Here is a 12,234-nt window from a genome sequence, read left to right as displayed (position 1 = left end):
AGTTTGGAAGGGTGCCCGCGTCGCCCGTGCGGTCCGTACTCATTCGGTCCGTACTCATTCGGTCCGTACTCGTGCGGTCCGTACGCATCGGTGCTTGCATTGCATCCCCCCGTCACATCGGATGGGTTTCGTCGGTCATTGCTGTGACACGACGCGACGGAGGTATGTGACCGATGGACGAGCACGACCGGCTGGCTGAGCGGTTCGAGGCGCGCCGGAGCCATCTGCGGGCCGTGGCCTACCGCATGCTCGGCTCGGTGAGCGAGGCGGACGACGCCCTTCAGGAAGCCTGGCTGCGCATCAGCCGATCCGACACCAGCGAGGTCGAGAACCTGGGCGGCTGGCTGACGACAGTGGTGGGCCGGGTGTCGCTGAACATGCTGCGTTTGCGCACCTCACGGCGTGAGGACCCGCTGGACGCGCATGCGCCCGAGCCGGTCGTGAGCCGTGCGGAAGGGACCGAGGGGATCAGCCCCGAGCAGGAGGCAGTGCTGGCCGACTCGGTCGGGCTCGCGCTGCTCGTCGTACTCGACACGCTGGCACCGGCGGAGCGGCTCGCCTTCGTACTGCATGACATGTTCGCCGTGCCCTTCGACGAGATCGCCCCCATCGTGGAGCGCTCTCCGGCCGCGGCACGCCAGCTCGCCAGCCGCGCACGCCGCCGGGTGCAGGGTTCGACCCCGGTTCCCGAGGTCGACCTCGGTCGCAAACGCGAGGTCGTCGACGCCTTCCTCGCCGCCTCGCGCGGCGGTGACTTCGACGCCCTGCTCGCCGTGCTTGATCCGGACGTCGTGCTCCGGGCCGACCACGCTGCCGTTTCCGCGGGCGCGGCGGAGCAGGTCCGTGGTGCGCAGGCGGTGGCCGACACCTTCTCGGGGCGGGCCCGGATGGCGCAGCCGGCGTTGGTGGACGGGGCGGCGGGTGCTCTGTGGGCTCCGGGCGGGAAGCCGCGGATCGTCTTCGACTTCACGATCAGGGACGGGAAGATCGTCGGGATCGACATCCTCGCCGACCCCGAGCTCATCGGCGAGCTCGATCTGGCGGTTGTCGACGACCAGGGCTAGGCGCGCCTTCGTCGACAGCGGGCACGTCACCGTTCTCGGTGTGTCCGCCCCCTGTTCCGAGCTTCAAGTCGGCCCGTAGCGCCGCCGTCCGGGTGGCGCGCAAATCGTCCGGAGTGTCGTCGCCGCCTCGACGGAGGGAGGCATTGCCGAAGTTCTGGGGCAGGCTCTTCCTGATCAACATCGCCATGGGTGTCGTCACCGGCATGAACTGGTCCGACTACTCGCGCTTCGTCGGTGACATCTGGGCCGCGGCCTTCGCCGCGGAGGCGGCCGCGGATCGTCCGCGCCACGTCCCCGGGGATCCGCTCCCGGCCGGCCGGTGGCGTCCCGCGCAGGTCGGCCCCCGCGCAGAAGCCCTTGCCGGTGGCGGTGATGACGACGGCACGGATCCCTGGGTCGGCGGAGGCGGCGGCGAGCAGCGCAATAACGCGTTCCCGATGGTTCCAGGTGACGGCGTTCATTGCCTCGGGGCGGTTGAGCGTGATCCACGAGACGCGCGCGGCCGCCCCGCGGCCCGGACGGCCGCCGCCGCGCTGGTCACCAGCTGCTCGCGCGGCACACGGATGCCGTACGCCCGAAGGAGCTGCTTCGCCGCGTGCTCGCTGAGCTGCTTGCCCGTGGCGACCCGCAGGCTAGGAACGCCCGCTCTTGCCGAGCCGCCGCATCCGCGCGGCTCGGCAGGGGTCCCAGGCTCAGGGGGTGGACCGCGACCAAGAGGTCAGGTCGCGGACGCGGCCAGCTTCTTCGCGATCTTTCGCGCGTCGATCGCCATCTCGCGGAACATCCCGCTGATCGGGTTGGTGAACCCGGTGAAGTACAGCCCCGGCGCCTGTGCGGCGGTGCGGCCGCCGTGCACCATCGGGCGCCCCCGCTCGTCCAGTACGCCGAGATGGCCCACCAGGTTCTCCAGTGCCCGCCGGTAGCCCGTCGCCGCGATCACGGTGTCCGGGGAGATGCGGGTGCCGTCCGCCAGGACCGCTTTGCTGTCCTCGAAGGAGTCCAGTGCCGCGACCGGTTCGACCTTGCCGGAGCGGACCGCGTCGATCAGGCCGACGTCCTGGACCGGGATCGCGCCCTCGCGCACCCGGGAGTACAGGCCCGTGTCCGGGCGCGGCAGGCCTTGTTCGGCGAGGTCGGGGACGGCGATCTTGCCCATGATCTCGCCCGCCCGGTCCACGAGGCGGACCGGGAGGCGGCGGACCAGGATGCCGGTGCGCTGGGCCGGCCAGCCCGCCGTCGAGCGGCGGACGATGTGCGGGGTGGTCCGCACGGCGAGCCGGACCCGGGCGGCGCCGCCCTCCACCAGGTCGACGGCCATCTCGGCGCCGGTGTTGCCGACGCCGACGACCAGCACGTCCTTGCCCGCGTACCCGGCGGCGTTGCGGTACTCGCCCGCGTGCAGCAGTTCGCCGGTGTACGAATCGCCGCCCGGCCAGTTGGGCAGGCGCGGGGTGTGGTTGTAGCCGGTGGCCACCACTACCGCCCGCCCGGTCAACTCCCGGCCGCCCGTCGCGTGCAGCAGCCAGTCGGAGCCCGACGGCTCGATCCGGGAGACCTCGACCCCCGTCACGATCTCCAGCTCGTGGAACTCCGCGTACTTCTCCAGGTAGCGGATCACGTTGTCGCGCGAAACCCAGCGTCCGAAGGACCGGGGCATCGCGAGGCCCGGCAGGCCGGACAGTCGCCGGGTGGTGTGCAGATGCAGCCGGTCGTAGTGGCGGCGCCAGGACGCGCCCACGGATTCGGACTTCTCCAGCACCACGGCCCGTATGCCCTGCTCCCGCAGCGCCGCGGCAGCCGCGAGACCGCCCGGGCCGCCGCCGATGACGTAGACGGGCCGGTCGTTCGTGAGGTCGATGTCCTTTTCGTCGGGCATGAATCGTGAGCGTAACCGCACGATTACTTGATGGGTCTCAGTCAAGACGGGAATCGGTTGCGAATTGATCACGCGCGCACACCACTTGTTCACGAGCCGTCGCATCTCTTGCGCGCGAGCAGCCCCATCCGCTGAACTGACGTGTCGTCAGAATCGATGCGGAGAGGGGTCCGGATGGAGACCGTCTGGCTCACCGGTGCAGAATGGCTCGCCGTCCTTCGTATCGGTCTCGGCCTGTGGTGGCTGGAGAGCTCGCGCCACAAGGACAAGAAGGGCTGGTTCGAACGCGGCACCGGCATCCTGGGCCGCCGACGTCGCGGGCAAGCACAAGTGACCGTTGGTGAAGACCGGCTTCGAGGTGGTGGTCCAGCCCCGCCCCAAGGCGATGGCGTACATCGTCGTCTACGCCGAACTCGCCCTCGGACTCGGTCTGGTCGTCGGGTTCAGTGCGCGGAGGGCTGGCTGAGCATCGGCATGGCGCTGGAGGCACCTTTCGCCAGGAGGACGGCGAGCAAGCAGTACCGTTCTTCCGGCCGGCCTGATCACGGCCAGAGCAGCTCCGTTGCCCAGCCGCTGTCCTCGCGGCGGTAGCGCAGCCGAACGTGCCGCCGCTGCCCGTCGCCCTGGAAGAACTCCACCTCGTACGGATCGAGCACATAGCGCGTCCAGGTCGGCACGGGCGCGTCCGGCTCGGCCTGTGCCCGCTCCCACGCCGCCTGCGAGGCGTCCGCCAACTCGCTCTGGGAGGCGAGGACTTCACTCTGGCGGCCGGTGAGCGCCGCGGCCAGCGCGCCCGTCGAGCGGGCGTGCAGATCGGCCTGGCTCTCGGTGGAGCCGCCCGCGCTCGCCCGGCCCCGGATCCGGATCTGGCGGCCCTGCGCCGCCCAGTAGAAACCCAGCGCGGCATCGGGGTGCGCGGCCAGTTGGCGGCCCTTCGCGCTGGTGGCGTGCGAGGCGAAGTGCCAGCCCCGCTCGTCCGCGTCGTGCAGCATCAGCGTCCGTACGTCAGGACGCCCCTGCTCGTCCACGGTGGCCAGCGTCATGGTGTGCGGCTCACTCTGGCCGGCTGCCACGGCCTCCGCGAACCACTGGTGGAACAGCGGCAGTGGCGCGCTGGGCGCCGCGGCAGGGTCGAAGCCGGGGAGCGTGGTGTCCCAGACCCGCTGTGCGTGCAGGAGCCTGCGGAACGTTTCCTGCTGATCGTTGTCCATGCCGTTATTACTACACTCGCAGTGGTGTCAGGGGGGCAGTGAGAGGAACACGCATGAGGCAGAACCTCGCCCGGCGCGCCGCGCTGGTCGACGCGGCCATCGAGGTACTCGCCCGCGAAGGCGCGCGCGGCCTGACGTTCCGGGCTGTCGATGCCGAGGCGGAGGTGCCCAAGGGCACCGCGTCCAACTACTTCGCCAACCGCGACGAACTGCTCACCCAGGCCGGCGGCCGGATCTACGAGCGGATGCGCCCGGACGAGGCGACCATGGAGGCCATGCTCGAAGGGCCGGCCACCCGTGAGCGGACCGCCGAGCTGGTGCGCGATGTGGTGGAGCGCGTCACCGCGTTCCGCACCGGCTATCTCGCACTTCTGGAGCTGCGCCTGGAGGCCACCCGCCGCCCCGCCCTGCGCGCGGTGCTCACCGAGCGCGTCAGGGAGGACGTCGAAAACAATGTCACCGGGCACCTCGCCGCCGGTCTGCCCGGCGACGCCGACGCGGTCAAGATGATTTACCTCGCCACCAATTGGCTGGTGGTGGAACGCCTCACGCTTCCGGACGTCTTCCCCGAGGAGGAGGCAGGCGCCCTCATCGCGGCGCTGGTCGAGCGACTGCTCCCGGAGTAGCCCGTGCGTCCCGAGCCGAGCGTCATCGCCCAGTGCCCCGCCGCACGGGACCTCACCAAACCGGACCTCACCGCCGGTGCGTCACCGTGCCGGGCCCCGCCGCCCGGTGCCTCACCGCGCCGCGGCCAGTGCCTCGCGGCTCGCGTAGTCCTTGATCCCGATGGCGTACGCCGCCTCCTGCACACCCTCGGTGATCTTCCTCGCGATCAGGTTCTTCCAGGGCATGTACGGCAGAATCCGCATCATCGCCATCCGCAGACGGATCTTGCCCTTGGAAGGGACCGTCATCTCCTTCGCGAAGCGCTCGGCGAACTTCTGGTTGAGCTCCACGCCGGGCCGCATCCCGCTTTCGTAGCGCTCGTACGCCGGCGTGTGATCGCCGTTCGCCGCCGCCAGTTCGCCCGCCAGGATGTACGCGCCGATCAGCGCGAGGCCGGTGCCCTGGCCGGAGGCCGGGGACGCACAGTGGGCCGCGTCGCCCAACAGCACGACCGCCCCTTCGACCAACGGTCCATCTCGATCAGGGTGATGGAGTCGAAGTAGAAGTCGCGAGCGGCCGCGGCGTTCTCGAGCATCGCCGGGATCTCCCAGCCGTCGCCCGCGAAGGCGTCGGCGAGGATCTTCTTCTGCCGGTCCACGTCCCGGTAGTCGTACGACAGCTCGGGCGAGCCGAAGATGAACAGGTTCTTGGCGGTTCTCTCGCCGCCCGAACTGTAGGCACACACCAGCTTGTTGGGCAGCGCGTGGTATGTCTCCCAGCGGTCCAGGCCCAGAGCTCACCACGGACCAGGAAGACTAAAGCCGACGGCGGTCACCCGGAAAGGGACCGCCGTCGGCGTGACAGGACTTGAAAAAGGTGAGGCGCAGCCGTCTACTTCACCGGCTTCTTGCCCGTGATGCCCAAGTGCACCAACAGCGCCAGATTCGGCTTCAGTTCCGCCTGCTTCACACCCCAGCTCGTGAACCCCTTCTGATGCGCCGCCACCGCCGCAAGCATCGCAACCAGCGAGCCTGCGATCGCCCCCGGGCTGACGTCCTTGTCGACCCTTCCCTTGGCCTGCAAGTCCTTCACCGCGTCCGCAAGGGAGTTGGTGACCGAGGTCAGGATCTTCATGCGGATCTTGTAGAACCGCTTGTCCCCCTCCGCGGCTCCCAGGTCCACCACTCGAAGAATCGCGTCGTGGCGGCGCCAGAAGTCGAGGAAGCCCTCGACCAGTTCCTCCGACGTCTGCCAGGCGGCCTTGCCGACCCAGGAACGGCCGGAGACCAGCTCGGTCAACGCCGCGCCCTCCTTGGCCATTTCCTCCGCGATCTCGAGGACCGCGCCCTCGACGTCGGGGAAGTACTGGTAGAAGGTCGCGGGTGAAGTGCCCGCCTTCCGGGCCACGTCGATGACTTTGACGTCCCGGTACGGCGAGGAGCTGAGCATCTCGCTGAGGCAGTCGAGCAGCTTCTGCCGCGTCGCCTGGCCGCGTCGTCCGGCCACTCGGCCATCGACGGTGCGTACTTGTCCTGTCATGCCGTCAGCTTACCGAGGGGTGATCGGCGCGCGATTCGGCCGAGTGCAAATGGGGTGCGGGAGGGCTGCGGCCGGGGCGGGGCAGGGGTTCGGCCGGTGTACGCCATTAGTGTTATCAACAGCCTGTGGATAACTTCCGTGGACAACTCAACGAATCCCGGCCCGGTCGGGGCTCGCGTATCCCGATAATTGGCCAAATGTTCGATTAGATTCCCTGCGTCACGCGGGTCGCGCCGCTAGCTTGAATATGACGGGCGCCACACCCGCCACATCCCGCACCAGGGAAGGAACCAGGTCCATGGCCGTATTCCCACAGGGCGCGCCGTGCTGGGTGGACGCGGCGCTCCCCGACGTCGAGGCGGGCAAGCGCTTCTACGGCGAGCTGTTCGGCTGGACATTCGGCGAGGGCGAAGGGCCGCACGTCGACGCCTTCAGTGACGGAAAGCTGGTCGCCTCCCTCGTGCCCAAGCGTGACGGCCGGATGCCCACCGTCTGGGGCGTCTATTTCGCCACCTCCGACGCCGCCGCGCTGATCAGGGAGATCAGGGAGGTCGGCGGCCAGGTGATCACGACGCCGGTGCAGGTCGGCACAGCCGGGACGATGGCGCTCGCCACGGACCCCGGCGGCGCGGTCTTCGGGCTCTGGCAGGCGGGCGACAGGGCCGGCTTCGAGAAGCAGGGCGAGCCGGGCTCCTTCTGCTGGACCGAGGTGTACACGCGGGACAAGGAGCGGGCCGACCCCTTCTACGAACAGGTTTTCGGCTTCCAGGGCACGGACCTGCCCGACGACTCCATCGACTTCCGGATGTGGTCCCCGGCTGGTACGGAGCCGGGGGAGAACACCGCCATCGGCGGCCGCAGCGTAATCACCGACGCCTTCCCGGCCGAGATGCCCGGTCACTTCCTCATCTACTTCTGCGTCGACGACTGCGACGAGACCGCCGCGATCGCGACCCGCCTCGGCGGCCGCATCCAGGCGCTGCCCTTCGACATTCCGTACGGGCGCATCGCCGTGCTCGCCGACAACCAGGGCGCCTCGTTCGCCGTGCTCGCCGAGCCGAAGGCGGCCTGAGGCTCGCCATGCCTGGCGGGCGACTCGATCTCCTGCGGAGGGTCTCTGCGCGCCACCGGACGCCTGGAGGCGCGCAGCTGAACCATTTCGCCCCCCGATCCGTGCCCGAATCCGGGTGAGACACCCCGATCCGCCCCCGGGTTCGCAACTGCCGCCTCCGACAGGAAGAATCAGGGTGCGCACCGCTGAGGGTCTCGGTGGTGAGACGCTGCACGGGGCTGTAATTGACGGGCTCCGTATCTTCTGGGGCCCGTACGGGGAGGTGGCAGGCAAGTGATCGAGCAGCTGACGCAGCATGACCCGAGACGGATCGGTCCGTTCGAGGTGCTGGGCCGGCTCGGTGCCGGCGGCATGGGGCTGGTCTATCTCGCCCGGTCGGCTTCCGGCCGCCGGGTGGCGATCAAGACGGTGCGCACCGAGCTCGCCGAGGACCAGCTGTTCCGCGTCCGCTTCACCCGTGAGGTGGAAGCCGCCAGGGCCGTCAGTGGTTTCTACACGGCGGCCGTTGTCGACGCCGACCCGCGGGCGGCCGTGCCGTGGCTTGCCACCGCCTACGTCCCCGCCCCCTCCCTCGAAGAGATAGTGAATGAGTGCGGGCCGATGCCCGCCCAGGCGGTGCGCTGGCTGGCGGCCGGCGTCGCCGAGGCGCTGCAGTCCATCCATGGCGCCGGCCTCGTCCACCGCGACCTCAAGCCATCGAACGTCCTGGTCGTGGAGGACGGGCCGCGCGTCATCGACTTCGGCATCGCGTCCGGCGTCTCCAACACCCGGCTGACCATGACCAATGTCGCCGTGGGCACGCCCGCGTACATGTCACCGGAGCAGGCGCGCGACTCCCGCAGCGTGACCGGCGCGAGCGATGTGTTCTCGCTCGGCTCCACGCTGGTCTTCGCGGCGACCGGTCACGCCCCCTTCCACGGCGCGAACCCGGTCGAGACCGTCTTCATGCTGCTGCGCGAGGGCCCGGACCTTCAGGGGCTGCCGGACGAGCTCCGGCCGCTGATCCAGTCCTGTATGCAGATGGAGGCCCGGCTGCGGCCCACGCCCGAGGATCTGCAGGCGCAGCTCGCCCCGCATCTGTTCTCGTCCGGCAGCGACGACAGCGGGACCGCGTCCGCATGGCTGCCGGCGCGGGCCACCGCGATGATCGAGCAGCGCCGCGGCGGCAGGCCTGCCGTCCCGGCCCCGGTCGCCGCGCAGCGCCCCGCCGAACCCGCACCGCCCGCTCCCCAGGCACCGCCGCCGCAGCCGCCCCGGCACGCCGGCGACTGGGACTCCGCCTGGCGCGGCGGCAGCGATCCGCGTACGGGACAGGCCTCGCCGTCACCCGTCGCGGCGACCTCTCCCGCCGCCGCGGGACCTGTCCGGCTGCCCGGCTCAAAGGTGCCGATCGGTCCCGGCCCGCGCGTCGCCGACGCCGGCCGCGGCGGGGTCGTCGAGACCGGGCCGGCGACCGGCTGGATCCGCCCGCCCGGCGGGCTGAACGGCGCCGAGGCCGCGACCAGCGCCGTCCCGTCACCCGGACCGGCCCCCGTCCACGCACCCGTGCCGCCGCCCGCCTCGCCCCCGGACGCGCCCACCGGACACTGGCGGCCGTGGCGTTTCCGGATGTCGAACGACGTCTGGGGCACGCCCATGGTCGCCGGGGATCTCCTCTACGTCACCTCCTTCGAGGTGCACGCGCTGGACGTGGGCAGCGGCCGCCGCCAGTTCAAGACCCGGGACGTGGCCTGGGCGATGGCCGTTGCGGGCGGCCGTATCCACGCCTCCGACGGGCCCTCGCTGTACGCCCTCGACGCGACCAGCGGCCAGGAGCGGTGGCGGCTCCAGGCCGACGCCTGGGTGTACTCCCTCAAGGTCGACCGCGGCACCGTCCTCACCGGGACCCGCGGCGGCGGCGTACAGGCATGGGAGGCGTCCAACGGCGAGAAGCTGTGGGAGACGACCGGGGCGCAGACGGACTTCGAGACCCCGGAGGCCGGGCCCGCGATCTTCGGCGACACGGTGTACCTGTGGAAGGACGCGAGGCTGCGCGCGCTGGAGGCCCGTACGGGCGTCGAGCGCTGGTCCTACCCCGTCGGTGACGCGGCGTCCTGCGGCAACGTGCCCGTACGCGTGCATCCCGCGCCCGACGGCTATGTGTACGTCGCGGCCGGCACCCGCGTCCTCGCCATCGACATCGCGAACGGCCTGGTCCGCTGGCACTTCGAGGCCCCCGCGGTGTTCCTCTCGCCGCCGGTCTTCGCACCGGGCCCGGCGGTGACGGGCGGCGGCGTGTATCTCGCCGATTACCTCGGCACGGTGTACGCCCTGGACGCCACGACCGGCAAGGACCGCTGGCGTATCGCCACCGAGTCGCGCCAGTCCGTCGAGCCGGTCCTTGTCGCGGGCGGGAACATCCATGTCGGCAGCGGCAGCGCGCTGTACACGCTGGACGCGGTGACCGGCACCCCGATGTGGCGGTTCGCCGCGGGCGGCGAGGTCATCGGAGCGCCGGTCGTCGCGGACGGCCGGGTGCACTTCGGCTCCGCGGACCATGTGCTCTACACGCTGGACGCGAGCGGCGGCCAGCTGCGCTGGAAGCTCGCGACCGGCGGCGAGATCACCGGGTCGCCGGTGGCGCAGGGCGGTGTGGTGTACGCGTGCAGCAAGGACCGGTGTGTGTACGCGCTGGACGCGGTCAAGGGGACGGCGACGGGGCGGGGCGGGGCGCGGTAGCCGTTGCCGTTGCAGGGGCTTTCCTGCGCCCGATGGCGGGGCGCATTTCCCGGGCGTAGCGTCGTGATCGAGAGCGCGGCGTACCCAGGGAGGCCGACGATGACACGCAACATCATCGGTTCGTTCCTCGCTCTCGTCGGAGCGGCGGCCGCCGTATGGAGCCCCTTCCGTGGCTGGTACGACGGCCGTCATGGGCGCGACTACCGCGTCCAGGACCTGTTCAACGGCATCACAGATACCTAGGCCGAACTGGCTGCCTCGATTCTCCTGCCGTTCGCTTTCGCGGCCCTGGTGACCCTGATCGGCCTCGTCCTGCGCTCGCGGCTGCTGGTCGCGCTCTCCGGGGTGATCGTGCTCGGTTTCACGGTGCCGTGGATGGTCCGCCAGGCCCAGACGGCCGGCACTCTGACCGTCGGCGGCGAGGGCGGTGGCCTCGGTGACGGAGTCGCATTCGCCGTCGGCGGCGGTTTGTTGTTGCTTGTTGCCGCGGTCGTGATGAGCGGCCGGATCCGGAGGGAGCCGCTGGAGACCGAGCCTCCCACCGCCTCCTGGCAGGACGGGCCCGCGTCGTACCCAGGGGACCAATACCCGCCCGGCCGCGCCTGATTCGCGACTGTTACGGTGGCGCGCGGTTGTCAGGTACATCAAGTACCTCAGTTCCAGGGGGAGAGTGGCCATGGTGCGCCGACGTCTCAAGCTCGCGGCCGTACTTGTCGTCGTGATGCTCGCGCTGACCGGTTTCTCGAGTTCGTCATCGGGCGGCAAGGGCGGCAGGGGAAAGAGCGGGTCGAAGAGCAGCAGCGGCGGCGGAGGCGGCTGCTCCAGTTCCAAGAAGTCGAACGGCGGCTACCGCGACTACGACGATGACGACTACAGCTCGTCGGGCTCCTCCTCCGGTTCGGACTCGTACACCGGCGAGCCCACCCCCAGCGCGACGGAGAGCGGCGCCGCGCAGGCGTATGTCGTCGACTGTGTGAAGAAGGGCAGCGGCAAGCGCAAGGCCGATACGTCGGCCACGGTGAAGGTCGTCTCGGACTCCTCGGTGACGCACCAGTACGAGGTTGACGTGGTGTTCCTGGACACCGCGGGACATGTCGTCGACCGCGGTTACACCAAGGTCAGCCTGGACGGCGGGGAGACCGAGACCGTCGAGGTCAGGATGCAGAGCCCCAAGAAGGTGTCGCGCGTGAAGAAATGCGAAGCCGACGCCCTGCTCGACGACTGACTCGGCGGGAGCAGTGGTCAGGCGCTGCTAGGGTGACGTGCGCTCGTCAAAACGAGCCACTTACTCATACGTTCAACGGGGGTTGAAACGTGAAGATCCGTCATGTCCGCGCCATAGCCGTCTTCGGTATCGCGCTCGTCGTCCTGACCGGAGCCCGCGGTTCCCACGGCGGCAGCTGCGGCGGGAGCAGCAGTAGTAGTAGCAGCGGTGGCAGCAACGACAACACCACCACGTCCGGCGGTTCCACCGGCTCGGTGACCGGTGGCTCCAGCGCCAACAAGGCCGAGCGTGACGTCAAGATCGACGAGTGCGGCCTCGACACCGCCGGCAAGAACCTCACCGCGAAGATCACCGTCACCAACAATGACTCGCTGTCGTACAACTACGACGTGAGTCTGCAGTTCAAGGGCGACCTCGGCGACACCGGCGTCAACCTCGCCACTGCCAAGACCGAGGACCTCTCGGTCGCGGCCGGCGCCTCCGAGACCACCACGGTGACCACGCCGTACACGGGCTCGGGCGACGGCTCCGAGTACAAGAAGTGCGAAGTCATCAGCGCGAGCCGCATGGCGAGCTAGTTCGGGGGCTCCGCCCCGGACCCCGCGCCTCAAACTCCCCCAGATCACCGACCGGATCAAGGACATGTTCGTCGTCGGCGGCTTCAACGCCTATCCGGTGGAGATCGAGCAACTGCTGGGTCTGCACCCGGATATGGCGGATGTGGCGGTCATCGGCGTCCCGACGCGGGGCTCGGTGGTACGGCACCGGGGCGCGACGCTCACGGCGGACGATATTCGGTCAACTGCTGGATATGCGGCGGCCGCGACGGCTCCCCTCCGCGCCGCCGCGGCCGCACCCCGTCCAGGAGGAGTACCGATCAGCCCTGGGGCGGCACGGGCGCGTGATGGTCCTGGGTGGTGATG

At 70.1% G+C, this 12,234-nt stretch carries 13 protein-coding genes and 5 pseudogenes; 11 read left to right on the top strand and 7 right to left on the bottom strand.

Features of this window, described 5'->3' with window-relative positions; translation table 11 throughout:
• Positions 1-173 precede the first annotated feature (173 nt).
• Both ACWDO5_RS09690 and ACWDO5_RS09685 read left to right on the top strand, forming a co-directional pair.
• Positions 174-1,064: a sigma factor gene (locus ACWDO5_RS09690; protein ID WP_450529783.1), complete on the top strand. Its 891-nt coding sequence runs from the start codon at positions 174-176 to the stop codon at positions 1,062-1,064.
• Positions 1,065-1,102: 38 nt separating this feature from the next.
• A pseudogene (locus ACWDO5_RS09685) lies at positions 1,103-1,321 on the top strand (cytochrome ubiquinol oxidase subunit I); the annotation flags it as partial.
• Positions 1,322-1,336: 15 nt separating this feature from the next.
• Here the strand turns inward: ACWDO5_RS09685 and ACWDO5_RS09680 are convergent.
• The 3 genes and pseudogenes from ACWDO5_RS09680 to ACWDO5_RS09670 form a co-directional block, all read right to left on the bottom strand.
• A pseudogene (locus ACWDO5_RS09680) lies at positions 1,337-1,558 on the bottom strand (enoyl-CoA hydratase/isomerase family protein); the annotation flags it as partial.
• A gap of 11 nt (positions 1,559-1,569) precedes the next feature.
• Positions 1,570-1,713: pseudogene (locus ACWDO5_RS09675) on the bottom strand (acetate--CoA ligase family protein); the annotation flags it as partial.
• A 69-nt stretch (positions 1,714-1,782) separates the two neighbouring features.
• Positions 1,783-2,940, bottom strand: coding sequence for a flavin-containing monooxygenase (locus ACWDO5_RS09670; protein WP_450529782.1), 1,158 nt, complete (start codon positions 2,938-2,940; stop codon positions 1,783-1,785).
• Between the two features lie 174 nt (positions 2,941-3,114).
• On the opposite strand from ACWDO5_RS09670, the pseudogene ACWDO5_RS09665 reads away from it, so the two are divergent.
• Positions 3,115-3,385 (top strand): annotated as a pseudogene (locus ACWDO5_RS09665) (DoxX family protein); the annotation flags it as partial.
• Positions 3,386-3,482: 97 nt separating this feature from the next.
• Here ACWDO5_RS09665 and ACWDO5_RS09660 read toward each other — a convergent pair.
• Entirely contained in the window at positions 3,483-4,151 is a 669-nt protein-coding gene (locus ACWDO5_RS09660) for a pyridoxine/pyridoxamine 5'-phosphate oxidase (RefSeq protein ID WP_450529781.1), read from the bottom strand.
• Positions 4,152-4,204: 53 nt separating this feature from the next.
• Here ACWDO5_RS09660 and ACWDO5_RS09655 point away from each other — a divergent pair, with 53 nt between their 5' ends.
• Complete coding sequence (locus ACWDO5_RS09655) at positions 4,205-4,777, top strand: TetR/AcrR family transcriptional regulator (protein ID WP_450529780.1); 573 nt, start codon at positions 4,205-4,207, stop codon at positions 4,775-4,777.
• Between the two features lie 111 nt (positions 4,778-4,888).
• Here ACWDO5_RS09655 and ACWDO5_RS09650 read toward each other — a convergent pair whose 3' ends face one another.
• The 3 genes from ACWDO5_RS09650 to ACWDO5_RS09640 form a co-directional block, all read right to left on the bottom strand.
• Entirely contained in the window at positions 4,889-5,266 is a 378-nt protein-coding gene (locus ACWDO5_RS09650; RefSeq protein WP_450529779.1) for an FAD-dependent monooxygenase, read from the bottom strand.
• On the bottom strand, positions 5,200-5,502 hold the full coding sequence (locus ACWDO5_RS09645) for a hypothetical protein (protein WP_450529778.1): 303 nt from the start codon (positions 5,500-5,502) through the stop codon (positions 5,200-5,202). Before ACWDO5_RS09645 ends, ACWDO5_RS09650 begins: the two co-directional genes overlap by 67 nt.
• 146 nt (positions 5,503-5,648) lie before the next feature.
• On the bottom strand, positions 5,649-6,296 hold the full coding sequence (locus tag ACWDO5_RS09640) for a TetR family transcriptional regulator (RefSeq protein ID WP_450529777.1): 648 nt from the start codon (positions 6,294-6,296) through the stop codon (positions 5,649-5,651).
• A 298-nt stretch (positions 6,297-6,594) separates the two neighbouring features.
• Between ACWDO5_RS09640 and ACWDO5_RS09635 the strand changes: the two genes are divergently transcribed.
• From ACWDO5_RS09635 to ACWDO5_RS09605, 7 genes and pseudogenes are all read left to right on the top strand, one after another.
• A complete protein-coding gene (locus tag ACWDO5_RS09635; protein ID WP_450529776.1) occupies positions 6,595-7,368 on the top strand; it encodes a VOC family protein in 774 nt (257 codons plus the stop codon).
• 276 nt (positions 7,369-7,644) lie between these two features.
• The gene (locus ACWDO5_RS09630; RefSeq protein ID WP_450529810.1) at positions 7,645-10,086 is read left to right on the top strand and encodes an outer membrane protein assembly factor BamB family protein; all 2,442 of its coding nucleotides are present in this window, start codon (positions 7,645-7,647) and stop codon (positions 10,084-10,086) included.
• Between the two features lie 99 nt (positions 10,087-10,185).
• Entirely contained in the window at positions 10,186-10,329 is a 144-nt protein-coding gene (locus ACWDO5_RS09625) for a hypothetical protein (protein WP_450529775.1), read from the top strand.
• 48 nt (positions 10,330-10,377) lie between these two features.
• Positions 10,378-10,692 carry a hypothetical protein gene (locus ACWDO5_RS09620; protein ID WP_450529774.1) on the top strand — a complete coding sequence of 105 codons (315 nt, stop codon included), beginning with the start codon at positions 10,378-10,380 and terminating at the stop codon, positions 10,690-10,692.
• Between the two features lie 70 nt (positions 10,693-10,762).
• Positions 10,763-11,311 (top strand): hypothetical protein, encoded by a 549-nt coding sequence (locus ACWDO5_RS09615; protein WP_450529773.1) that lies wholly within the window; start codon positions 10,763-10,765, stop codon positions 11,309-11,311.
• A gap of 89 nt (positions 11,312-11,400) precedes the next feature.
• Positions 11,401-11,889 carry a hypothetical protein gene (locus ACWDO5_RS09610; protein WP_450529772.1) on the top strand — a complete coding sequence of 163 codons (489 nt, stop codon included), beginning with the start codon at positions 11,401-11,403 and terminating at the stop codon, positions 11,887-11,889.
• A 40-nt stretch (positions 11,890-11,929) separates the two neighbouring features.
• Positions 11,930-12,232 (top strand): annotated as a pseudogene (locus tag ACWDO5_RS09605) (fatty acid--CoA ligase family protein); the annotation flags it as partial.
• Positions 12,233-12,234: the final 2 nt, after the last annotated feature.

The organism is Streptomyces sp. NPDC000880 (assembly GCF_053599675.1).
The sequence above is the reverse complement of the archived record's forward strand: the minus strand, read 5'-3'. Positions and strand labels throughout refer to the sequence as shown.